General features: G+C 61.4%; 18 protein-coding genes. 8 read left to right on the top strand and 10 right to left on the bottom strand.

The features are described from left to right. Positions 1 to 71: 71 nt before the first annotated feature. Both U1A53_RS03600 and U1A53_RS03595 read right to left on the bottom strand, forming a co-directional pair. Positions 72 to 2,006, bottom strand: coding sequence for a hypothetical protein (locus tag U1A53_RS03600; protein WP_322279035.1), 1,935 nt, complete (start codon positions 2,004 to 2,006; stop codon positions 72 to 74). A gap of 170 nt (positions 2,007 to 2,176) precedes the next feature. Next, a complete protein-coding gene (locus tag U1A53_RS03595; protein WP_322279034.1) occupies positions 2,177 to 3,463 on the bottom strand; it encodes a PQQ-binding-like beta-propeller repeat protein in 1,287 nt (428 codons plus the stop codon). 88 nt (positions 3,464 to 3,551) lie between these two features. Here U1A53_RS03595 and U1A53_RS03590 point away from each other — a divergent pair, with 88 nt between their 5' ends. Together U1A53_RS03590 and U1A53_RS03585 are read left to right on the top strand one after the other, a co-directional pair. Next, positions 3,552 to 5,321 (top strand): hypothetical protein, encoded by a 1,770-nt coding sequence (locus U1A53_RS03590; RefSeq protein ID WP_322279032.1) that lies wholly within the window; start codon positions 3,552 to 3,554, stop codon positions 5,319 to 5,321. Further along, the gene (locus tag U1A53_RS03585; RefSeq protein ID WP_322279030.1) at positions 5,318 to 6,211 is read left to right on the top strand and encodes a PIG-L family deacetylase; all 894 of its coding nucleotides are present in this window, start codon (positions 5,318 to 5,320) and stop codon (positions 6,209 to 6,211) included. The genes U1A53_RS03590 and U1A53_RS03585 overlap by 4 nt, the downstream gene beginning before the upstream one ends. A gap of 89 nt (positions 6,212 to 6,300) precedes the next feature. Here the strand turns inward: U1A53_RS03585 and U1A53_RS03580 are convergent, their stop codons facing one another. From U1A53_RS03580 to U1A53_RS03545, 8 genes are all read right to left on the bottom strand, one after another. Continuing rightward, positions 6,301 to 6,918, bottom strand: coding sequence for a hypothetical protein (locus tag U1A53_RS03580; protein ID WP_322279029.1), 618 nt, complete (start codon positions 6,916 to 6,918; stop codon positions 6,301 to 6,303). 7 nt (positions 6,919 to 6,925) lie between these two features. After that, positions 6,926 to 7,303, bottom strand: a complete 378-nt coding sequence (locus tag U1A53_RS03575; RefSeq protein ID WP_322279028.1) for a hypothetical protein — start codon at positions 7,301 to 7,303, stop codon at positions 6,926 to 6,928. Then, the gene (locus tag U1A53_RS03570; protein WP_322279026.1) at positions 7,300 to 7,905 is read right to left on the bottom strand and encodes a sigma-70 family RNA polymerase sigma factor; all 606 of its coding nucleotides are present in this window, start codon (positions 7,903 to 7,905) and stop codon (positions 7,300 to 7,302) included. Before U1A53_RS03570 ends, U1A53_RS03575 begins: the two co-directional genes overlap by 4 nt. 71 nt (positions 7,906 to 7,976) lie before the next feature. Next, a complete protein-coding gene (locus U1A53_RS03565) occupies positions 7,977 to 9,350 on the bottom strand; it encodes a PDZ domain-containing protein (protein ID WP_322279025.1) in 1,374 nt (457 codons plus the stop codon). A 313-nt stretch (positions 9,351 to 9,663) separates the two neighbouring features. Next, positions 9,664 to 10,194 (bottom strand): hypothetical protein, encoded by a 531-nt coding sequence (locus tag U1A53_RS03560; RefSeq protein WP_322279024.1) that lies wholly within the window; start codon positions 10,192 to 10,194, stop codon positions 9,664 to 9,666. Between the two features lie 86 nt (positions 10,195 to 10,280). Further along, a complete protein-coding gene (locus U1A53_RS03555) occupies positions 10,281 to 11,324 on the bottom strand; it encodes a prenyltransferase/squalene oxidase repeat-containing protein (protein ID WP_322279023.1) in 1,044 nt (347 codons plus the stop codon). 178 nt (positions 11,325 to 11,502) lie between these two features. Beyond that, the gene (locus U1A53_RS03550) at positions 11,503 to 12,480 is read right to left on the bottom strand and encodes an SGNH/GDSL hydrolase family protein (protein ID WP_322279022.1); all 978 of its coding nucleotides are present in this window, start codon (positions 12,478 to 12,480) and stop codon (positions 11,503 to 11,505) included. Beyond that, entirely contained in the window at positions 12,477 to 15,134 is a 2,658-nt protein-coding gene (locus U1A53_RS03545) for an FAD-dependent oxidoreductase (RefSeq protein WP_322279021.1), read from the bottom strand. The genes U1A53_RS03550 and U1A53_RS03545 overlap by 4 nt, the downstream gene beginning before the upstream one ends. A gap of 194 nt (positions 15,135 to 15,328) precedes the next feature. Here U1A53_RS03545 and U1A53_RS03540 point away from each other — a divergent pair, with 194 nt between their 5' ends. Genes U1A53_RS03540 through U1A53_RS03515 form a run of 6 tightly spaced genes read left to right on the top strand, consistent with a single transcriptional unit; the run spans position 15,329 to position 21,962 of the window. Further along, complete coding sequence (locus tag U1A53_RS03540) at positions 15,329 to 16,963, top strand: formate--tetrahydrofolate ligase (RefSeq protein WP_322279020.1); 1,635 nt, start codon at positions 15,329 to 15,331, stop codon at positions 16,961 to 16,963. Positions 16,964 to 17,008: 45 nt separating this feature from the next. After that, positions 17,009 to 19,018 carry an ABC transporter substrate-binding protein gene (locus U1A53_RS03535; RefSeq protein ID WP_322279019.1) on the top strand — a complete coding sequence of 670 codons (2,010 nt, stop codon included), beginning with the start codon at positions 17,009 to 17,011 and terminating at the stop codon, positions 19,016 to 19,018. After that, positions 19,015 to 20,343: a hypothetical protein gene (locus U1A53_RS03530; RefSeq protein ID WP_322279018.1), complete on the top strand. Its 1,329-nt coding sequence runs from the start codon at positions 19,015 to 19,017 to the stop codon at positions 20,341 to 20,343. The genes U1A53_RS03535 and U1A53_RS03530 overlap by 4 nt, the downstream gene beginning before the upstream one ends. Positions 20,344 to 20,348: 5 nt before the next feature. After that, a complete protein-coding gene (locus U1A53_RS03525) occupies positions 20,349 to 21,221 on the top strand; it encodes an ABC transporter ATP-binding protein (RefSeq protein WP_322279016.1) in 873 nt (290 codons plus the stop codon). 42 nt (positions 21,222 to 21,263) lie between these two features. Next, positions 21,264 to 21,734: a hypothetical protein gene (locus U1A53_RS03520; RefSeq protein ID WP_322279014.1), complete on the top strand. Its 471-nt coding sequence runs from the start codon at positions 21,264 to 21,266 to the stop codon at positions 21,732 to 21,734. A gap of 39 nt (positions 21,735 to 21,773) precedes the next feature. Next, entirely contained in the window at positions 21,774 to 21,962 is a 189-nt protein-coding gene (locus U1A53_RS03515; protein WP_322279013.1) for a hypothetical protein, read from the top strand. The last annotated feature ends 17 nt before the right edge of the window (positions 21,963 to 21,979 follow it).

Genomic DNA, 21,979 nt, shown 5'->3' with positions numbered 1-21,979 from the left:
ATCTACGGCTTGTCTCCGCATTCCGTGAATCTCAAAAATGGAGCACATCATCTTTTCGTTCACCGGGACCTCTAATCCGTTTTGCCAAAGACGATGGGCTTCGCGGTGCCCATGCCCGACGGGAACTCGGGTGTCACGGGCAGGCCAACGGTCTTCACGGGGTTCTGCGCATCACGGAAGTCGAGCTTCAGCGTCTCCTCGCCTTTGCGGAGATAGACGATGCCGCTGTCCGCATCGGATCGGATGAACGGCGAATCATTGACCCGCGAAGGCCTGAGATTGACGGGCTCGCCATTCACCGTGCCAGGTTTCAACGGGCCTTCGTGAATGATCGTCGCGAAGGTCAATACGCCGCCTTTCCAGCCAATGGGCTGGGCGACCAAAGAGCGCTTGAAGGCAGCGAAGTCGTTGCCGTAATCGGCCGCATCGCTGGCCACAGAGATGATCGGCGTGTCGGCTGAAGTCGGCGTGACATAGCTCTTCTCTTTGACACTGAAAGTCGCGCTGTGCTGCCATGGTCTCGACCACTTGTAGCCGCCTTCCACGATCCTGATGGCGGCATAGGCGCCGCCGGATCGAACGAATATCCATCCTCCCTCTTCCTCCACGGCATCCAGCACGCTGCTGAGATAGATCCACAGGAGCGTATCGGTGCCCTTGTCGATCACCGGTCCCCATTTCATGGTCACCATCACGTTGCGATCCTGGATGGTCTTGAAGGGGTTGCTGATATAGCCGCCCTTCGTCACACCGCTTTTGCCGTCCATGCCGATGCACGCCATGGGATCGTTGGCGAAGACAAGGCCCTGCCAGCGCTGGGCGCGATACGGGCCGGTTTTGGCGGTGGTGTCCATGCCGTGCGAACCCATGATGTAGTGCGCGGTGCCGAATCCATTTCGCACCATCAGGTTGTCTCTGTCCATCGTTCGCCATTTCGATCCCGTGTCTGAGGTTCCGGGGGCCACGGCTCCAGGAGCGGTTTTGGCAAAGGAATAGACGCCGCGATTCTTAAACTCTTTGGCCAGCGCGACGATGGCCGGGGCCGGGTAGTAATCACTCGTGGCCAGCTGGTAGTTGGAGAGGTCGAAGGACGCGCCTGGCGAATCGAACAGAAGATCGTAAACACGGTCGCGAAAGCTTTCGTCCTTGGTGCGCGTCTTCGCGCCGCCGCGCTGAACGCCCAGCGTCTCCTCGGCGATGTTCGCGAATACCAAATCGAGAAACATATCCGCCTTCCGTCGCAACACGGTGTCCCCGGCAAAATCGCGGAGGTTGAGCAAGGCCTCGATGGTGTAGTTCTGATAACTCGAACCCCCGTCCTCCATGAACTGGCCGCGCCGAACTCGCGAGTCGATCCACTGACTCCAATACGCGAGGCGAGACGCATACTGCTCCCGCAGCGTCGAGCCGTCATCGTATTTCAAATCGGCATAAGCCGGGATGTCTTTGAGGAACTGGGCAACGAGAAAATCGGAAACCTTGCTCGTCACATGGTGATTCTCGGAGCCGTCCATGTCCCACACGCCGCGCTTTGCCTCGGCGAGTTTGCTGTTCGCCTTGGCGCAATCCCAGAGCGTCTTCTCCAGGTTCGCCTGCGCCTTGGCCGAAAGCCGGCCTTTCATGGTGCCCGTGCGATCATTGAAGAGCGCGTAGAGTCTCACATACGGCAGGGAGAAGAGGCTGAAACCAAACTTGTCGCTCGGCTGATACTTGAACCCGTCAGCCTCAAGGTAGCCGTTGATGCGATCCACCTGCTGCCCAAGCGTCAGCCCCGCGATCCCAAAGCGCACCCACAGAACCGGATTCGCCTCCGGCGTGGGCTTCTTGTCCGACTCCAACAGCGCCACCAGTGCCCGATGCAGGCGCTCGAGATAATCGGCAGGCAAAGCCTTCATGTGCGCGGGCGGCCATGCGGCATTGCGCGCCGACTTCGCATCCTCGGCAGCATGCAGAGCGGCCCCAGATGCGAGCAGCAGGGCGGTGAGGAGTGTGAGTGTGGATTTCATGGTTGGGCGCTGGCAGCACCTCTCTCAACGCAGCCGACGGCTTGCCTTTGCAGGCCATCTTGCTGTGTGCGCGCCATCAGCAAGATGACGACGCTATGAACCGCTCCAGGGAAAGCCTCCAGCAGACTCAAGGATGCGCACTTATCTGTGTTTCGCCCTTCACCTGTATTTCACGGCTTTGCCGCCAATGACGCGCAGATCAGTTCCTCCTCATTGCGCGCAAAGATGTGCTGGTTGGCATACGCGGGCGGCGGCCACACGACTTTCCTGCCGCCGAACGCGCAGGTCGGATTGATGACGTGAACGCGGCTGAGTTCCTCATAGCCTTTCGGTGTCAGGCGCGCGCGGATCAGATTGCCCTCGTCAGTGAAGATCAGGACGGAGTGGCCATTGGGAGTCAGATGAATGATCGATCCCGAGCTTTTGACCGTCACCTTGTCAGTCTCCCAGACTTGGTTGCCGGTGCGTGCTTCGAGGCAGACCAGCTTGCCCGGCATTTTGCCGCTGAACACATGATCGCCGAGAATCAATGGGATGGAAGTCTGGCTCAGGATTCGCTTCGTCCCGTTTTTCGACTCCGGCCAGAGCGCCGATGCGGCGGGCTTGGCAGGATCGAGTTGAAACATCAAACCGCTAAAGAGCAGCAGGTCGCCTTTGAGCACCGGCGTGGGCACGGTGGCAAGTGTTCCGGGCGTGTTGAGTTCCTCCCGCCACCACGTCTTGCCGTTGACGGGATTCAAGGACGTGACCGCATCCGGTGTCCACACGATGAGCTGTCTTTGACCTCCGGCGCTGATGACGATGGGCGAGCTGTAAGTCCATTTGTCATCCAGCGCGCGCCAGACTTCGTTGCCGGTGTTCTTGTCGAGCGCCACGACACACGCACTCGGTTTGCCGCCGATGACCAAAATGATGAGGTCGCCTTCGATCAACGGGCTCGGCGTGGTGCCCGAGAACTCCGCCAGCCCGTAGTCCGCAGTCAGATTTCGTTTCCACAGCACCTCGCCCTTGACCGCATCGAGGCAATGAAGATGGCCGGTGATGCCGAGAGCAAACAGTTTGCCCGCCTCGACAATGGGTGTGGAACCAGGTCCTTGCGGTGGATTGAAGGCGTTGTCGGGATAGCTCACGTCATAAAGATGCGTCCAGAGAATCTGCCCCGTCTTCTCGTCCCAGCAACGCACACGCTCCTGTGCCTTCGGCTTTTGCAGAGCCGAGTCAGCAAGGTAAACACGACCCTGCGCCACCACCGGACTCGAGAATCCACCTCCAGCCGCTGCACGCCAGCGCACCGCCAATCCCTCCGGCGGAAAGGTCTGCATGATGCCCGTTTCATTCCACACCGCATCACGATTCATTCCGCGAAACTGCGGCCAGTCGTCTGCATTCGCCATCAAGGTCGTGATGATCGCGATGACAAGACAAGTTGCTCGCAGGGTTGGGATGACGCGTTGCATGATCGTGGTTATTCCAATCGAACCATCAAGAAACAGGACCGGGCATCGTATCCTTGCAGTCAACCCGTAGCGAACACCTGATCCCTGCATGAACACGCCGCTTTTTATCCATGTTGTCTGCATCATCGCCGTTGCTTTGGCGACACCTTCGCTGGCTCAGCGCAGCGAGATCGTCATCCCCGCCGCAAAGCTGGCAACTGCGGAGCAAATGGCCGATGCGCCGACGCCGGGCAAGTGGTGGCTCAATCGCAATGCGAAGGAATGGGGCGCGCCGGAGGGCGCGATCCTCATGGCGGGCGAGCCGAGCGAGAAGCCGCACAACCCGGACAGCCTCTGGCAGGTGATCCCGATGTATCGCTTCACGCCGAAGCGCGTGCCGGAGCTGGTCGTCGATCCGAAGGTGAAGGGCTGGTATCGCATCTACGCCGGCCTGTATTACGACACCATCGAGGTCTGGAGCCTGCCGCACCTCTTCGGGAAAATTTCCGGCGAGAAGTTCCCCGAGTTTTTGCAGGCGCCGCGCGTCACGACCGGCCGCGTGGGCGAGGCGTATTGGAAAGCCGCGGACCTCACGGGGAAGAAGATCCACATTCTCCAGCCGCCCGCGCCGATGCAGCATCCGGGCGCGGGCTGGATGGGCGGCATCTCGCACCTGCGCCTCGTGCCGATGAGCGAGCAGGAAGTCGCCGCGGCAAAGCACGAGATCGAATTGCCGCCGCCTGATCAGAGGCTGTTCGCGATGCTCGACACGGTGGACGAAATCTTTTGGAACGGCACCGTGGAGAGCGAGGAAGACATTCACGCGATCATCTGGCGGCACCAGCAGGCGGGCTTTGGGCGCATTTACTGGCGCACGTTCGGCACGTGCCTGGACAACTCGCTCGCCGTGCCCGCCGCCGCGCCGCGCTGGAGCGAGCAAGACGAAGCGGACTTCAAGAAGAAGAACAACAACTGCCTGGGCGGATGGAACGAATTCTTCGGCCTCGCGAAACGCTTCGATCCGCTGAAGGTCGCCGTCGATTACGGTCGCACGATCGGCACGGACGTTCACGCGATGGTGCGGATGACCAATTTCAACCGCCCGCCGTATGCGAACTTCTGGCACGACCATCCCGAGTTCCGCGCGCAGATGCTCGCGTATAAAAAGAACGAGGCCGGTAAACGCATTCCCACACTGCCCTACACGCTCAGGCCCTACCAGCGCGTGCTGAGCTTCGCGTATCCCGAGGTGCGCACGTTTTACGTCAGCTTTATGAAGCAGATCGCCTCGACCGGCACGAAAGGCATCATGCTCGACTTTCTGCGGCATCCGCCGATCGCCGGCTTCGAGCCGATCGTAGCTGAGGCGTTCAAGAAGAAGTTCGGCAAGGATATGGAGCCGTTGGATGTGTATCACGATCCGCAAATCCAGGAGCTGTTCTCGGAATACCTGCACGCCTTCCTCGTCGAACTGCGCCAGGCAATCGGCAATGAGATCGAAATCTCCGTGCGCACCAGCGGCCCCGAGGCGTTCGGTTTTCGCGGCAAGGAGTTCATCGAAGCCGGGCTCGTGAACACCATCGTGGACGCGCACTGGTATAGCGGCAACGGTCCGCGCCCGACCATGGACGCGACGGTGGCCGCCGTCGGCACCAAGGGGAAGGCGTTCGCCGGCGCCGATCACTTCGACGACGCCGATCCCAAGAACAACTGGGCGCGACGCAAAGGGTTCCTCAGGCCGGAAACGGTCGAGGCGCTGGCGAAGGCATACAGCGGACGCGGCGTCGCTTCGTTCGGCCTGTATGAGTCCACGCTGCACTCGTGGGATCCCGACGCGCGCCGTGCGATCCGTGCGGCTGGGTGGAGTTACGAGCCATGATGAAACTCATTCGATGCGCCGCCACATTGTTCGTCATCGCGGTCGTTGGCTGCTCGCCCGATGCTCCGCTGTCGGAGCCAGGGCAGGCATCCAGTGGGTGGAAACTTGGCACCTTTGATGTGCTGGTGTTCGCGCCGCATTCGGACGACGAGGCCATTGGTTGCACGGGTGTCATGCTACAAGCTATGGAGCGGAAGCAGCGGGTTGGCGTCGTGGTCATCACGGCGGGAGATGGTTTTGATCGGGCTGCCGCCGCCGTGGCTGGCAAAGACATCGACAAGCTGGTGCCTGAGGATTTCCTCAAGCTGGCGGCACTGCGGCAGCGGCATTCGCTGCGTGGCATGGCGCGGATCGGTGTCCCGGCGGAGAATCTCATTTTTCTGGGCTACCCAGATGGCGGATTGGATCGCATCTACCAGAAGGAAGGGACGACTCCGTTTCGCCAGCGCTTCACGCACAAGCGCGAGACCTACGGCAGCGTGGTACGCGATTATCACTCGCTGGCGCACGGCAAACCCGCGCCCTACACCAAGGGGGCTGTCATCGCGGACATCGCGGAGATCATTCAGCGCTGCCAGCCGCAGGAGATCTACGTCACCAATGACGCCGACAGCCACGGTGATCACCGGGCAGCCGGTTGGTTTGTGCGTGATGCCGCAAAGGCCGCCGGTTATCGGGGCACCCTGTTCACCTATGTCGTCCACGGCCGTCCGCCGCCGGAATCACCGGGCCGGCGTGTTTCGTTGAGCAAGACCGAACTGGCAACGAAGCGCGCTGTGATCGAACTGTATCAGGAAGGCACATCGCCAGTTCACGACGAGCTTGCGGCCACCTACGCGCTGCCCGAGGAGCTGTTCTGGCCGGTGCAAATCGGCGGCGGGGCCAAATGAACCACGCTACGAGCATGGCGTACATGCGCGTCACTTCGCCAACTGCGATGTGATCAAGTCTTCGATCTTTCGACGACCGGCAGCCAGGGTCAGTCCTTCGCTTTGTCATCAGCTGACGGTTCAGGCTTCGCGGTGGTGCCGGGTTGCACGCTCACGCCATTGCTCGTCCTCTCCAATGCAGGATCAAAGGCGAACTCGAAAATGGCTCCATCAAGCGTGTTGAGCACCCAGTCCTCGATGCGTTGAGTGTCATCAGAAACGGCGGCCTCCAGCCAGGCTCTGCCATGGGCATCGTCCAGCATGTCGAAGTCCATCTTCAGAGTGCCATGCTCGGCACCCTTCACGGGCGGAATGGCCGCGATGCGCTGTTCCATCTTCACCTGCATCTCAGGTGTCCCCAGCACGGCGATGAAGCGATCCATGAGCTTGTTGAGTTCGGCGCTGCGTTGCAGTTGCTCTTTGGTCATTCCTTGGTGACGACGCAGGATGGCCTCGACCTTTTGCTGCACCTGGGCTGAAACGGGAGCGGGACGGTAATGTTTTGTCTCTGCATCCTGCTCCTTTGCGGGGGCGTTTGGCATTTTCTTGGGAATAGAAACCGCCTTGGCCGCAGCGGCTGGTTGCAGCGGCGCGGCGGGTTTCGGCCATGCATACCAAACGATGCACGCGAGCATGATGGCGACACCGAGAGTGAGGGTGATTTTCATGATGAGGTCAGCGTGGCGAGGGAAATGGTTCTGAGATGACCAGCAGCCTGCGCCCGCCGTCTGGCAGCTTCATCACGGCGGTGGGCGTTCCTTGCAATAGGGCGAAGAGTTCCTCGTCATTCACGCGGCGGATCGTGATGGGCGCAGGTTTGGCTGGTGCTTGGACGACTGGAGCCACGACCGTTGGCTCGTTTTGCCAAAACAGTGCGCCAGCGGCCACTGCGATGATCGCCAGCAGTGCAGCGCCGGTGTGCCGACGATGACGTCGATGGCGTTCGTTGCGCAGCATCGAGAGAAGCTCGGCGCTCGATGGGCCGCAGTGTTCGCTCGACGATGGCAGCACGTCGTCGAGCAGGACGCGGAGTTTTTCTGGATCAGGGTTCATGGAAGTGAGGATCGGAGTTCTTCGGCGATGAGTTCGCGCAGCCGTGTGCGTAATCGGGCCAGCCTGCCCTCCACCGCACGAACGGTGAGTGCGTGACGCGTGGCGATGACTTCCAGCGATTCGCTGGCAAAGTAGCGGCCTTCAATGAGCGCTCTTTCATCGGGAGTGAGTGTGCTGAGCGCGGACTCCAAAGCGGCAGGCAGACGATTATCGTCTTCAATGTCGGTGACGGCGGGCTGCCACCATTCGGCGAAACGACTGAGCGCACGCAGATAGCGTCCGCCTTTGCGCCGCAGGTCCGACGCGGCGTGACGCGCAGCACACGCGATCCAACTCCAGAGCGCAGGCTCATCATTCATCACGCGGACGTGCCGCATGAGACGCAGCCACGTCGCCTGCGCGATCTCGCCCGCGAAAGTCTCATCACCTGCGGCAAGCGCGAAGCAGTAGCGATTGATGCGCACGCTCCACTCGCCATGCAGCCACGCGAAGGCCGATTCGTCACCACGCTTCAGCGCCGTGGTCAGCCGGGGCACATCACCAAAGGCGAACGATTCCGTGACCGGAAACGTCGCAGGGATAAGTGGCTCCGCTTGATCCATGAGAAATCGGAACGGTGGTGCGGGGATCGAGTCTGGTGGCTGATGTGACACGTTGCGTCTGCTGCGTGCGGCTAACGTCCGGGGACGGCCGGTTGCGCCGCGTTCTCCTTCAGGGCTTTGATGACTTGTTCGACGATTTCATGCTGCGCGGTGGTCGCTTTCACCACGAGTGCCCGCGTTTCATAGTGGTAGGAAAACTCCGGCTGCGTCGCCGCCTGTTTCACGGCAGTGAATGGCCCATTGGATGCGCCTGCCTTGGCTGAGGACTTATCATGGGACAAGACATCGCCTTCCGGTTCTGACTGCCCGAGGGCGTCACGCACCAGGTTTTCAAAACGGTGCTGCTTCTCCCCGATCTCCTGAATGTTGCCGGTGAAAATGGTCCCAAGCGCATAGACTTTCACGAAGGGCCGATGGTTCTCCTTGGGAGTCTCCGCAAGAGCTGCATTGGCATTGAAGATCAACGGCTTAAAACTGACAGTATTGTTATCCACCGCCTTCACCTGCGTCAGCATCCTCTCGGAAGGCGGAAGCGGAATGTTCGCCCGCACCAGCGAGATCGCCTGCTTGGTCGGGCCTTTGTCCGTATCAGTTCCGAACGTGATCGTCACCGACGTTCCGGGCGGACCCCGAACCAGTTGCACCACCTTCTCCAAGGCGAGGCCGGTGACATCCACATCCTCCTTGCCCGCTTCAGCCACGCTCAAAAGGCGCTGGCCGGGCTGGATGGCTGGCGAGAGCGAGGCCGGCGAACCGGGAACGACCTGCCCGACCACGATGCCGTCATCCTTCTTTGAGAGCACAAGCCCTACTCCGCTGAGCGCGCCCGGCTCCTCCCCACTCTCCACCTCCAGATGCCTGATGCGCTCGCGAAGCGCGACCACGCTTGGGTGGTTCTCCCCGAGTGACGAATGCATCGCCGCAAGTTGTCGAGCCAGCTCCGCAAGCTGCTGCGCAACCGGCGACGCTCCGCGATTGAGCGCAGAGGCCAGCACGATGCGATAGCCGATGATCGGCGGTGACTTGATGTCGCTGCTGGCTCCGCCAAAACCGCCTCCCTCATCTTCCTCTCCCGCCGGACTAAAAATGGGCTCCAACATGCAATCCGCCGCCGCCGCCGCCAGTGTCAGCGCCTGCAAGGGAGTGACACGCCGCAGCACCAGGTCACCCGGCACCACGGCATCGCGGGTTTCCTTCGCAAAAACAAGGTTTGGCATCTCCGACTGCTCCGCCCCTTCTTCCCGAGGCCAATAGGGAATACGACGCTCGATTTCAGCCACGATGTTCACCAACGTTCCCGCACCAAGACCCATGCTGCCGTCGGGATTTGGATTCGGATTCTTCGTCACACCTGCGGCGGCGCTTTGAAGCACGGGCTTGTCTTGAGCATGAACAAGTACCGTCATGCCGAGCACGAAGGTCGTGATGAGAGAATGCAGTTTCATGATTAGTGTGGATTGGGCTTGATGGACTTCATCCCGTATCACGACAGCGGGTTCGTAAACCCACGAAGATTTTTGATTCTCAGCCAGCACATGTCGAGTGCAACATCGCGCAAGAAGACTGCCGGCCCATGCATGGCCTGGACTGACTGGACTCATGCACCGAAGGCCTGACGCGAGTGATTTCACGGCCCTGCTTCCAGCGAAGCGCAGATGATTTCCGTGTCCCTGCGGCTTCTGCTCACAGATCTTGGAGCAACAGGAGACAACCAAGAACTGTGGTGAGGCGAATCATGAAGAACGGAAGATTTCGGTGTCAGGGAGAAAGGAATGGCTCAACCGGATAATATGGAGGCGCTGTAGTCCTCACTTGTTCATCGAACCAGCACACGAAAGACTCGGCTGCTTGGCGGAAGGTCTGAGCGAGGCAGCAAGCTGACCCTGATGTGTCATCTCGTAACTGGTAGAGGATGTGGACACGTCCGTCTGGACGGCAGACAATGAATGTCTTGGAGTCGTCAAACTGCTCTCCGGTATTCGTTAGAAAGTCGAAACGACGATAACGCTCCGCATTAGAATCATCCGAGCCATATAGTGCCTGATCCACAACGGCAAATATCTCGGCATCGGATAACCCATCGAAAGACTCATCCCAAAAGTTTCCAATGATCGGAGGCAGCTCTCTAAGGCGATCTGCTGCATGGAAAAGTGAACAGTGGTTCTCGCGAATATCGCCGAGTTCGACGCCTTGGACGACGATTGCCATGCGACCGAAGCCGCCCCACTCGGGGCCGGAGGGTTCGTGATACACCTCAATAGAGAAGTCTGTTGGTTGTCCGAAAGTCATGCTGCGCTTGAGATGTCTATTATTTTATTCCGTCACAGATATGTCTGACGGTGCTTCGCCTGGCGAACAAAGCAATCGAGCCAACACTACTTCACCGGCACGCTCTGCAGCAAACCGATCACCGCCCAGGCGCTGCCCCAGTAGGTGTAGATGTCGGTGGCGGCCTGGAAGGACTTGGCCTTCGCGTCACCACTGCGGTCGAGCTTGCTGATGTGTGTGATGTCGCTGAGCCAGCTTCCATCGGCACGCTGCGTCTTGATGAGCCAGTGCTGGGCGCGGGCAATGGCGGCGGCAGTGGGCGGATCAGATGACGCGGGTTGCAGAGCATGAAGCGCCTGGCCGGTGGCGAGTGGATCGCTCATGTTTTCGCCGATGAACGAACTCCAACCGCCATCGCTGCGCTGGTGTTTCAGGATGTCTTTGATCAGCGCCGTGGTCTCCTCGGGCTTGCCAAAGAGCCTTGCGTAAAGAGTGCGGAAGACGAGCGACTCCATGGATGTGGGCGTGTCTTTCTTCTGGAGCATGGCGCTGGCCTTCAGCTTCGAGCCATCAGCCTCAAACTTCATCGGCTGTGCCGTGCCGAGCGCGAGGAGACTGAGCCGCGTCGAGTTCGCCTGCGCATCCTGGGCACCACGCTTTTGCATCGTGGCGAACTGCCCCGCCGGAGTCCATGAACCATCGGCTTTCTGTTCCGCAGCCAGCAGCTTGGTCAGTTCAGGCACGGGTCGATCCGGCAGGGCGAGAATCATGAGCGCGATTTCTTCCAGCCCTGGTTTCTTGTCCGCCTCGCGCTCGACGGCCCACGCGAACCATTCGTCGTATTTCTTGGGATCAACCGCAAAGCCACGCGCCTTGGCCTCGCGATTCCCCCAAAGCAGCAAGGGCATGTGGTGACAACTGTTGCAGTTCTTGTCCTCCATCCACTTGTCACCCGCCGCTCCGAGAAAGCCGAGTCCCTTGGTGATCACGGCGCGGAGTTCCGTTTCGGTTGGCGGCTTGACGGGAGGAGCAGCCTTTGGCTTGGCGTTCTTGGCTTCCTCAGCCGGATTCGCGAGTGCTGGCGTTGCTTGGTCCGCGACTGCATGGCTGCATAATGCCAGGAAGGTGGCGAGTAGGAGTGCGCGTCTCATGCACAAAGAACGTCACCATGCACTGCGGTGTTGCTGTTTCGTAGATTCGACTGGCAGTCGAATCCCCAATCCCTGGACAAAGGAATTAAAGACAGAGGAATGATCTGAAGGCTCCTTTCTGATCCATTCCTTTGTCTCCCATTCCTCTGTCTAAAACCGATTCGATTGCCAATCGAATCTACTTCAACTGCGTCTCGATGCTCGCCACGACGGCTTTGGCAAGCACCTCGTAGCCTTCGGGGGCGAAGTGAACGTCGTTCTCGCGGCCCACTTTGGCCATGACGGGCAGCATGACGGAGTAAAGATCATCAATGGCGACGCCCTGCTCCTGCATGAGCTGCGTGGCGATCTTGTTGCGCTCCTCGATGCTGTCGAACTTCCGCGTGGGCGAGAGCACGCCACCTTTCGGCACGGGCGTGGTGGTGGCGAAGATGAGTTTCGCGCCGGTGGCCTTCATCTGCGTGATGAGCGTGCGCAGATTCGCGGCGTATTGCTCGCGGGTGGCGCGTTGCGTCGTCTCGGAGGCGTATTTCGCGTCATGCAGGCCGAAGTTGAAATGGATCACATCCCATTTGCCGTCACCGAGCCAGCTTTTCATTTTTTCGAGGCCCACCTCAGTCGCGCCGCCGTTTTGCGGGATGCGATGAACGTTGGCCTTGCCCTTCAACAAGGCGCGCACCGGCAGCGTGTAGCCAATGGAAATGGAATCGCCGATCAAAAGCACGCGCGGCAGCCCCGGCTCGTCCTTCGGCGGCTTCATCGCGTCATTCTTAGCTGAATCGGAGTCCGCGACCGACTCGCCTTCGTTCGCCTTGTCGAGACCGAGCTTTTTCAATTCGGCCTGTTTAGCCAAAAGCGGCTCGATGGTGGAATCGATGCCGAGAATCGCCTTGCGCAGCGCTGTGTCATAAACAGCAGTCGCCTCGCGATAAACTTTGCCCGCGTTCTTGTCGCGCTCCGCCGCAAACTTCCGCCGGTCGTCGGTGTAGGCTTTGCGAGCCGCGCTGTGAGTCTTCGCCACTTCGCGCATGGCAGGCGTGCGCTTCGCGGCGAGTTCGGTGTCGGCGAGACGCTTCTTTTCGGCGTCGGTGAGTGGTTCGACGGCAAAGGCGTGGATGGCGCTGAATAGCAGCGCGAGGGTGAGGAGGTGTTTCATGGCTGGGTGGACTGAATCAAAGCGCGGGCGATCAAAATGGCAAAGTCTCCGGCCTTCACGCCCAGCGTGATCTTTTCAGCCGGGATGGCGGACTTTTCTCCAACGAGTTTTTGGAGCCGTTCCAGCACGCGATTTCGTTCCTCATCGCTCAATGCATCATCCACGCCCCACTTGGCCTTCGCAGCGAGCGGCACGGTGTTGTCGCGGTCGATCTCGCCGGGGCGATCCATGAGCTGATGCAGCGCGAGGAGCTGTGTGGCGCGCCAGATTTCCGTGCCCCACGGCACATCGGCATGCCAGCGCTGGATCAAGGTGCATCCCGCATCAAGCAGCGCGGCCTGCACGCGGATGGGATGCAAGGCGCGTGGCTGCACACCTTGCTTCACCGCGAGCGCGGCAATGGTGCCCGCAGCTTGACCGGTGAGCATGGTGACGGGTTGCAGGCGTGTGGCACCATTGGCTAGGCGCGACTGCGAGATGTTTTTCTCCGCAGGCACAAAGCCGTCGATTTTTTCAGGGATGAAGACCTCGAAAGGAATCTGAAACGGCCCGCCGCCTTGAGGCAGCTCGCCTGCGTCGAGATCAGGCTCGATGGCGTGCGCGGTCTTGCCGTGGTCGAGGTCCATGAAGTAATCACCCATCGCCACGGCGGTGCTGACGTGCTTCGCGTTTTCAAAACGTCCGAGATCATGCGCCGTGAGTGTCTGCACGCCGATGATGCGTCGGCACTCGCGCACATACGGCTGCTGCGGCAGATGAACGGCGATCCTTTCGAGATCGGACCGCAGATCGAGCGCCTTCATCTTCGCGTGGTTGTAAGGCGTGGCGTAGCCCTCGTCCTCGGCGAGCGCCCAGTTCACGCCAAGCTCGTGCTGGAAGTAATAAAGCGCGCCGAGAGTCTTGTAGATGCCCTCGCGCTCATCGCGCAGGCGCTGCGCGGGATCTTCGATGGTGGCAGCGGTCACCGGGTAATCGTTGCCGCCGTTGAATCCGCATTGCGTGTGCAACGCGGCGCTGCGCAGGCCGGTGAGCGGGCTGTCCGCGTCCGCCATGCCGCGCCACGCGAAGAACACGCGCCAGTGACGATTGGCTTTGATGCCCTTGCCCGCGGCACCCCAGAGCATCATGCCGTCGTTGGTGAATTTGCGGTAGCGCTTGCCGCTGCCGGTCTCGTAGCCGGGAGGCGGCGCTTTGATTTGGAGATGCTCCGGCACGCCCTCGGGATACTCGCGCACGACGCAGGTCCAGGTGTGATCCTGCACGAGCGTGGCGGGATCGATCTTGTCGCTCGTGCTGTTGCCCACGCGATAGCGAGCGCCGGTGAGCGGGATGACATCGCCGTATTCCGTGGCGTCGATGAGCACCTTGCATGTGATGTCTTGCTTCGCCGCATCGGCGAAAACCAACGTCGCACCCGTCACAGTGTCGCCTGACTTTTTCACGGCAGCAACGCGCGTGCGCAGGCTCACATCCAGCACCGCCTTCCGCTCACGCGCCTCTTGGATGAAACCGTAAAGCACGGCTCGCGCGGCCTTCGGCTCATAGCCGCCCTCATGCTGCTCGGGATAGCCGTAATAGGCGACGAAGGGGTCTTTATCGAGCGTCTGGTAATGCGTGACCATGCTCTCGTGAAACTCGCGATACAGCCCGCGCTCGCGCACGGGGAACTTCATCCACACGCTGTCCTCATCCATCGTCGTGACCGCTGCACAACTCATCTGCCCGCCGATCCAGTCCGTCTCATCGAGCAAGAGCACACGCGCCCCCATGCGCGACGCCTGCACCGCCGCCGCCCAGCCACCGGTGCCCGCGCCCGCGATGACGACATCGTATTCCGCCGCGATCTTCGCGCGTGGCGTGTCGATGCTCTTCCAAAGCGGCTGCACGACCGGATAATCTGGCTGCTCCGACGCAATGACCGCGTTCCGCTTCGCCAATCGCGCCGCGTCCGCCTTCGCTTCAAACGGTGCCAGCGCCTCGACGCGAAATGACGCCGCTGCCGCAAAAGTCGTGGCACACAATCCCGGCCGACCTTGTTTGAAGTTGCCATCAACCGCCGCGATTCGCGCCTGCTCGTTTCCTTTGGCATCGCTCACGACGGCGGAGAGGTGATCACCTTCCAACGAGAACGAAAGCGTCCAGCGCTCGCCTTCGCGATAGCACCGCAACGTCACGATGCCCGTCGGACGCGACGCGACCTCCGTGACCGGCTTGCGAAAATCCAGCGCTGTCTCCATGCCATCCTTCACCTTCACCAACTCCAGCCGGTCCGTGCCGCTGAACCGAGCGAGGTAATAGTTCCGCGCATCCACCACGCGTCCTGCGATGCCAAACGCCACCGCCTCGTCCTCCGTCTTTTGAAACTCCGCCACCAGCCGCGCATCCGCCAGCACTCGCGCCGGTTTCACATTCGCGGTGTAGCCGTCATACACGAGCAGTCCCGTGTGCAGCTTCAGCACCGGCCGCACCAACCCCTTCCCATCCACCACCCAGCCCCGGCTCGGCCGCTCCGCGATCTCATCCCGCCAGCCATCCGGGATGCGTCCATAGCGCGTGCTTTTGAAATCGCTTTCGTAGAGCGCAGGCAAATCCGCGCCGTGCGATAACGCACCGAACATCAAAGCGAAGGCCGAAAACAGATGCGGGGATTTCATGCGCATGAAGAACGCAGTGCCAGAAGCCGCATTTCGTAGATTCGACTGGCAGTCACATCCGAGCGGAACGGCACGGCGGACAGTCCGACGCGATTGTGGAGATTTGCACATCGGCCCGAAGGAACTTTGCATCAGCACGAAAGGCGGCTTTTTGTCCTTGGAAAAGCCTTTGCTTCGCAGCATGCCTTGCCATCATGCGCGCTTCCATCGCCATGCACCCGGAGATCTCCCCCATTGCCGCCGGACTCGGCATCTCACCCGAGCACCTCATTCTTCATGGGCGGGACATGGCCAAGATCAGCCTCAAAGCCCTCCAGGAAAAACCGGCGCGCGGGAAGCTGATCCTCGTCTCCGCCATCACGCCGACACCGGCGGGTGAAGGCAAAACGACCGTCTCCATCGGTCTGGCGCAGGGTTTGAAAAAGATCGGGCAGAGCGTCGCGCTCGCATTGCGTCAGCCGTCGATGGGACCGGTGTTTGGCCGCAAGGGCGGCGCGACGGGTGGTGGCAAAAGCAGCGTGCGGCCCGCGCATGCGATCAATCTGCATTTCACCGGCGACTTCCACGCCATCACCTGCGCGCACAACCTGCTCTCCGCCGTCATCGACAACCATCTCTTCCTCGGCGACGCGCCTCTGAAGCCGGAGCACGTGCTGTGGAAACGCGTGATGGACATGAACGACCGTGCCCTGCGCATCGTGCGCACCGCCGTCGGCAAACCGACCGAGCGCGTCACAGGTTTCGACATCACTGCGGCTTCCGAGATCATGGCGATCCTCTGCCTCTCTGAATCGCTGCTGGATCTGCGCAAACGTCTCGAACGCATCGTCGTCGGCTTCACACCGGAGGGCGAGCCGGTCTTCGCCAAAGAGTTCCGCGTCACCGGAGCCATGATGGCATTGTTGCGCGAAGCGCTGATGCCGAATCTCGTGCAGAGCATGGAAGGTGTGCCTGCCTTCCTGCACGGCGGGCCGTTTGCGAACATCGCGCATGGCTGCAACTCGGTGCTGGCGACGCGCATGGCGCTCGCCTATGCCGATTTTGCCGTGACCGAAGCCGGATTCGCCTTCGATCTCGGCGGTGAAAAGTTCATGCACATCAAATGCCGGCAGGCCGGTCTCGCACCTGCGGCGATCGTCATCGTGGCAACCATTCGCGCTTTGAAAATGCATGGTGGCGTGGCGTTGGACCAGCTCACGCAGACCGACACGGAGGCACTGCGGCGTGGTCTCGACAATCTCGCCGCGCATCTCGACAGCGCCGCTCAGTTCCAGCGTCCGGTCATCGTGGCAGTCAATCGTTTCACCAACGACTCTGAGGAAGAACTCGCCCTTGTGCATGAGTTCTGTGCCGCGCGTGGTGTGCCCAGCGCCACCGCCGATGTGTTCTCTCATGGCGGTGACGGAGCCATGCAGCTCGCGGAAAAAGTGCTCGCCGCATTGCCCCAGGAGTCCGCGCCGCTGCCCTTTCTTTATCAACCTGACGACAGCGTTGAAACAAAGCTCACCGCCATCGCCACGAAGATTTATGGCGCTGATGGTGTGCAGCTCACCGATGAAGCGAAAGCCAGGCTCGCGCTCTTTGCCCGCAGCGGATTCGACAAGCTGCCGCTCTGCATGGCCAAGACGCAGGACTCGCTCTCCGACGATGCGAAGAAGCGCGGACGCCCGCGTGGTTTCACCATCACGGTGCGCGACTTTGAAATCGCCAACGGCGCTGGTTTCCTCGTCGCTTTGACCGGGACCATGATGCGCATGCCCGCGCTGCCGAAGGTGCCCGCCGCCGAACGCATCCAGGTCACGGACGAAGGCATCATGAGCGGCATCTAGCGATGTCTTGCCCCCGCCATGCGCACGCTCTAACCTCCTGCGCGCATGATCCTGGCCCGCACGCTCATCCTTGGCTTCCCGCTGCTCATCGCGGCGCTGGCGTGGTGGTCGGCGGAAACCTCCAGGCACAGCCATGTGCAGGGCAAGGACGGCATCGTCGTCATGCTGCCGCAGAACGTCCCCGCATTGAACCCGTTTCTGCCGGAGACTGAGGTCGAACGCCAGATTTCCGACCTCGTGCATGAACCGCTGCTCCGAATCGGCGCGGAGGGCGCTTTGCAGCCGGCGCTGGCAGACTCGTGGAGATGGAGCCAGGACGTGACCTGCTGGTTCACTGATGAAGCGACGGCGAAACGCGCGCTGGTGCGTCTCCAGGCGCAAGGGCGCCCCGCTACGGCACATGTGAAGGGGAACGCGTTGCTGCTGAGCTTCAGCGAGACTGCCATCACCGGTGTTCAGCAGGCGCTGGAGGTCATCGCGGATCTGCAACCGCAGCCTGCCGCGTTCTGGCGTATCGAGCGTCAAACACCCTTGCGGGAAGACTGGGACCGCTTCACCGCCGCCTCGACATTGGTCGGACAAATTCAGCGCGTGTGGTTCGACGGCCCGAACGCGTGCGAGTTCGTCGTGAGCGGCCCGGCACAGCGTTTGCTGGATGAATTACGTGTCACGCTTGATTCCGGCCCGCAGCAGCCATGCACGCTCACGCTGTTGGGAGAGGTCGGCGCGCTGGTCGAACCGGTGCTTGATCTCGACATTCGTCCCGGTCGCTTCTGGCATGACGGCAAGCTTGTGACCGCCGAAGATGCGCGTGCCACACTCGAATTTTTGCGCACAAGCGACTGGCCGCTGCCCAATCGTGACGCGTTGCGGCACATCCAGTCCATGCAGGTGCAAAACGATGGATCACGCCTGCATGTGACCTTCCGCAAGCGTTACGGCCCGGCCCTGGCCGCATTTGCCGATCTGCCCATGCTGCCCGCCGCGTGGTGGCATCATCATCCCGCTGCGACGAAGGCTGATTTCAGCCGGGATTCTCCGCCAGGGGCGGGAAACCACCGCATCGCCACCCGTAATGCCCGCTCGCTCATTCTGACGCCTGCGAGTCACGATCTGGAAGCGCCACGCTTTCTGTTCAACTTCTCCGTCTCACCGCTGATGACGCAGATCGGCATGCGCACGCACACGGTGGATCTCGTCTGGCCCGCTACAGCGGCGGACCGCGCGCATTTCACGCAGATGCGCTTCACACCGCCACGCCAGCGCCTCGTCGTGCTCTGGAACACGCGGCATGAGATCTTGCAAAACACGCGGTTCCGGGAGGCGCTGGGTCTGGCCGTTGACACGAGCGCTCTCATTCGCGCGCTTCCCGGACGTCTCGGCCACGCAGATGCGAGCCTGTTCGCGCCGGGTCTGTGGTTCAGCACACGGGCGCAGCAGATGCCTTTCGATCTCGAAAAGGCGCGGACGATTCTCGCTGATGAGGGCTGGCCGCGAGATGTGGAAGGCCTCGCACGCAGGGCGGATCGCTCCTTTCGATTCACGCTGCTCACGCCTGCTGGAGACACGTTGCACCGGCGGGCGGCGGAGCTTCTGGTGGAGCAATGGCGCAAACTCGGCGCGCAGGTGACTCTGGAACCCATCAGCGAGGAGCAGACGCTCGCGCAACGTCTGCGCGAGCATCGTTTCGATGCGGTGCTGGTGGACCAGCGCTTCGAAGTTTCATGGGATCAACTGCCGTGGTGGCATTCTTCCCAGGCCAGCCCCGGCGGCACGAACTTCTGCGGCATCGCCGATCCGCAGATCGATCTCCAGCTTGAGGCGCTGGCCGGCGAGTTTGATCCCGTGCATGTGCCAGCACGCGTGCGTGAGCTGGAGGCAAAGCTGCTGCCGTTGCATCCCCTGCTCACACTTTTCACCACCCACGACGAGGCCGCCGCCGTGCCCGGTTTGCCGGGCAGTGCCAATGCGGGCGCGCCCGTGCCGGACTGGACGCTGCGCACCCTGGCCGCACCGCTACCGGTCCTCCAACTCAAACCGCGCACCGACAAATGACGGGCGCGCCAGATCTCTCTCAACCGCCACGCTGGCTGCCGCTTCGTTTGTTTGGCGGCAGCGTGCTGGCCGCCGTGATGTTGCTGCTGGTGCAAAAGCGACCGTTGGAAAGTTTGCTGGCGTTTGAGGTGCCCGCGCCGGGTTTGTGGATGCGCTGCGGCTCCAGTTTGATCGTACTCGTCATCGCCGTGCTGCTGGCGATGAGCCTCGGCCTTGCGATCGGCATGATCGCGCGACGCATGGGGCCGCGTGTGGAGGCGTGTGCCGCGTTTTTGGGTCGTGGGCTTGCCTGCCTGCCGGTTGTGGCGCTGGCGTGGGGTTTTGTTGGCATCTGGACCGGCAGATTCGGTCTGCCGGTCGAGACCCTGATGCCAGCGGAACTGCCCATGGTGCAAAGCGTATGGCAGATCACGGCGGCACGCCTGCTGTGGGAATTTCTGGCCCCGGTGCTTCTGCTGGCGGTACCGCTGACCGGTGAAGTCATGCATGCGGTGGTCACCGATGCCACGGCGACAGTGAATCTCGATTTCTCACTGCGTGTGCGCGGCGTGCCGGCCGGTTCGCGGCTCTGGCGGCATCATCTGCGCCAGTTGCTGCCGCTGCTGCGCGTGCGCGTGCAGTTGCTCTGCCTCGTGGCACCGGTTTATCTGATCATCATCGAGGACGTGCTGCGTTTCATGGGCTGGGGTGGCTGGCTGGCGCGTTCCATTCGTTCCGGGGATGTGAATGGCATCGCACTCGGCTTCATCACTGGCGGCGCGATGATGGCGCTGCTGTGCGGGAGCCTGAATCTGCTGCGTGGAAAACTGCGACCGTCCCGCAATCGTCTGACCGCGCTCGCATGGCATCCCTGGGCGCTTTGGGCGCTGGGGCTGATGGCGCTGCCGCCGGTTTCTTCGTCGCCGTGGCTCGTGCTCTGGTTCGCGGTGCTGATTTTTGGCAGCGCGGCATGGCACCATGCCTGGACCAGTGTCGAGAAACAGTTGCCACTGGAGGCCTCGCTCTCCCTCGGTGCCTCGGAGGGCTGGATCTGGCGCACGCACATCGCGGCGGTGCAGTTCCGCATGCTCGCGGCATGGATCTGCACCGTTTTTGCGCAGACGCTGCTGTGGATCGCCGCTGCCTGCGCCGTGCAGCCGCGTCTGGTGCAGGAACTGGCCGCGCCGGTGGCAGCGTGGTTCGATCCCCTGACGGTCGATTCGCCGCAGGACACCTCGCTCATCCTCACCGATCCCTCCGCATTGCTCCAAACTGGCGGAGGCATCGCGCTTGCCGCCTTGTGTTTGATCCAAGTCAGCCGCATCGTTCAACCTCGACCCTCCTGAGCCTCATGTCCGACGCATCCATTTCCAAGAAAGACGTCCCGCTGCTGCGCATTCGCGATTTGCAGATCGAATTCGGCCGCCATGACGCCGAGCCGGTGAAAGCCGTCAAAGGCATCAGCCTTGAGTTGAAGCGCGGCGAGTCCATCGCCCTCGTCGGCGAAAGCGGCAGTGGCAAAAGCGCCACCGCGCTCGCTTTGGCACGTCTGCTGCCCGAACCACCCGCCAGCATCTCCGCGGCGGAGATGACCTTGAACGGCCACGAGATCCTCAAGATGAACGAGCGCGAACTGCGCAGCATTCGCGGCAAAGAAATCGCCTACATCTTCCAGGAGCCGACGACTTCGCTCAATCCGGTGCTCACCATCCGCACGCAGATCGCTGAGGCGCTTGCGCTGCATCGTCCTGATGTCTCGAAGGCTGAGCGTGACGACGAAATCGTGAAGTGGCTCGACAAAGTAGGCATCGTCGATTCGCGCAAACGTCTCCATGCCTACCCGCACGAACTCAGCGGCGGCATGCAGCAGCGCGTCATGATCGCCATGGCCCTTTGCACCCAGCCGAAGCTTCTCATCGCCGACGAGCCCACCACCGCGCTCGATGTCACCATCCAAAAGCAGATCATGGACCTGCTGGCCCAGCTCCGCCGCGATCTCGACATGAGCATCATCCTCATCACGCACAACTTCGGCATCATCCGCGACGTCGCCGACCGCGTCGCCGTCATGTTCCGCGGTCAGATCGTCGAGACCGGCCCTGTGGATGACATCCTGCGCAATCCCCAGCACGCCTACACCAAGGCCCTGCTCGCCTGCGTGCCGCGCATGGGTGCCAAGCAGCCGCGCCTCAAGGCCATCGACTACGCCCTGCTGGACGCGTGATCGTCATTGCAGTCCGCCGGGCTGTCATGGTAGTCTCATGGCATGAAGACGTTTCTCCTCATCTTCGCGGTGGCGTTGCCGCTCAGTGCGCAGGTGATCAATCCCACCACCGGCAAGAAATTTGAAACGCGCGACCTCAACGGCAGCGGTGGCAGCGGCGGGGTCAGCATCAATGCCGCCACGAAGCCTGCCCCGCCCACCAAGACCAAGCTCACCTCCTACTTCATTCTCGGTGATCAGCGACAGTGGAAGAGCAAGGATGGCAGGTCACTGCTGGGGGCCATCATCGCCTTCGAGGATTCGGTGATCGAATTCGACGCCGCCAATCCTGCCGCCGCGCGTGAGGCGGTGGAGAAAGCTCCGCCTGCCAAACTGCCGGAGAAGCCCACGCTCATCCGCGAGGGCAAGGTGCGCCTGATGGTGAACAAGAAGCCCGTCGAAGTGTCAATGGAACTGCTCAGCGAGGACGACCGCAAATATGTCGATGATTTGAACGCCAGGCTGCCGAAGTGATTTTTGCATTAAAGGAACCACGCCCAACACCACCACCTCATGAAGACATTGTTTACCGGCCTCTCGATAGCCCTCGTCGCAGCCTCTTTATCAGGATGCGCAACGGAACCACCCAAAACCACACAGGAAATCGAGGCGGAGGCCCGCGCCGGCAAGGTTCCGGACAGCATTCGTGATCCGCGTCCTGAGATGCCCGGCGTTGGGCCGCTGTCCATGCCGATGCGCTGAGGGCTGGCACACAAAAT

Origin of the sequence: Prosthecobacter sp. (assembly GCF_034366625.1) — a bacterium.
Taxonomy (GTDB): Bacteria; Verrucomicrobiota; Verrucomicrobiia; order Verrucomicrobiales; family Verrucomicrobiaceae; genus Prosthecobacter.
This window is presented reverse-complemented; position numbering and strand designations above follow the sequence as displayed.

What these genes read in the sequence shown, in the direction of transcription:
- U1A53_RS03600 (WP_322279035.1), bottom strand. Translation starts at nt 2,006, where the DNA reads ATGAAATCCACACTCACACTCCTCACCGCCCTGCTGCTCGCATCTGGG.
- U1A53_RS03595 (WP_322279034.1), bottom strand. Translation starts at nt 3,463, where the DNA reads ATGCAACGCGTCATCCCAACCCTGCGAGCAACTTGTCTTGTCATCGCG.
- U1A53_RS03590 (WP_322279032.1), top strand. Translation starts at nt 3,552, where the DNA reads ATGAACACGCCGCTTTTTATCCATGTTGTCTGCATCATCGCCGTTGCT.
- U1A53_RS03585 (WP_322279030.1), top strand. Translation starts at nt 5,318, where the DNA reads ATGATGAAACTCATTCGATGCGCCGCCACATTGTTCGTCATCGCGGTC.
- U1A53_RS03580 (WP_322279029.1), bottom strand. Translation starts at nt 6,918, where the DNA reads ATGAAAATCACCCTCACTCTCGGTGTCGCCATCATGCTCGCGTGCATC.
- U1A53_RS03575 (WP_322279028.1), bottom strand. Translation starts at nt 7,303, where the DNA reads ATGAACCCTGATCCAGAAAAACTCCGCGTCCTGCTCGACGACGTGCTG.
- U1A53_RS03570 (WP_322279026.1), bottom strand. Translation starts at nt 7,905, where the DNA reads ATGGATCAAGCGGAGCCACTTATCCCTGCGACGTTTCCGGTCACGGAA.
- U1A53_RS03565 (WP_322279025.1), bottom strand. Translation starts at nt 9,350, where the DNA reads ATGAAACTGCATTCTCTCATCACGACCTTCGTGCTCGGCATGACGGTA.
- U1A53_RS03560 (WP_322279024.1), bottom strand. Translation starts at nt 10,194, where the DNA reads ATGACTTTCGGACAACCAACAGACTTCTCTATTGAGGTGTATCACGAA.
- U1A53_RS03555 (WP_322279023.1), bottom strand. Translation starts at nt 11,324, where the DNA reads ATGAGACGCGCACTCCTACTCGCCACCTTCCTGGCATTATGCAGCCAT.
- U1A53_RS03550 (WP_322279022.1), bottom strand. Translation starts at nt 12,480, where the DNA reads ATGAAACACCTCCTCACCCTCGCGCTGCTATTCAGCGCCATCCACGCC.
- U1A53_RS03545 (WP_322279021.1), bottom strand. Translation starts at nt 15,134, where the DNA reads ATGAAATCCCCGCATCTGTTTTCGGCCTTCGCTTTGATGTTCGGTGCG.
- U1A53_RS03540 (WP_322279020.1), top strand. Translation starts at nt 15,329, where the DNA reads ATGCGCGCTTCCATCGCCATGCACCCGGAGATCTCCCCCATTGCCGCC.
- U1A53_RS03535 (WP_322279019.1), top strand. Translation starts at nt 17,009, where the DNA reads ATGATCCTGGCCCGCACGCTCATCCTTGGCTTCCCGCTGCTCATCGCG.
- U1A53_RS03530 (WP_322279018.1), top strand. Translation starts at nt 19,015, where the DNA reads ATGACGGGCGCGCCAGATCTCTCTCAACCGCCACGCTGGCTGCCGCTT.
- U1A53_RS03525 (WP_322279016.1), top strand. Translation starts at nt 20,349, where the DNA reads ATGTCCGACGCATCCATTTCCAAGAAAGACGTCCCGCTGCTGCGCATT.
- U1A53_RS03520 (WP_322279014.1), top strand. Translation starts at nt 21,264, where the DNA reads ATGAAGACGTTTCTCCTCATCTTCGCGGTGGCGTTGCCGCTCAGTGCG.
- U1A53_RS03515 (WP_322279013.1), top strand. Translation starts at nt 21,774, where the DNA reads ATGAAGACATTGTTTACCGGCCTCTCGATAGCCCTCGTCGCAGCCTCT.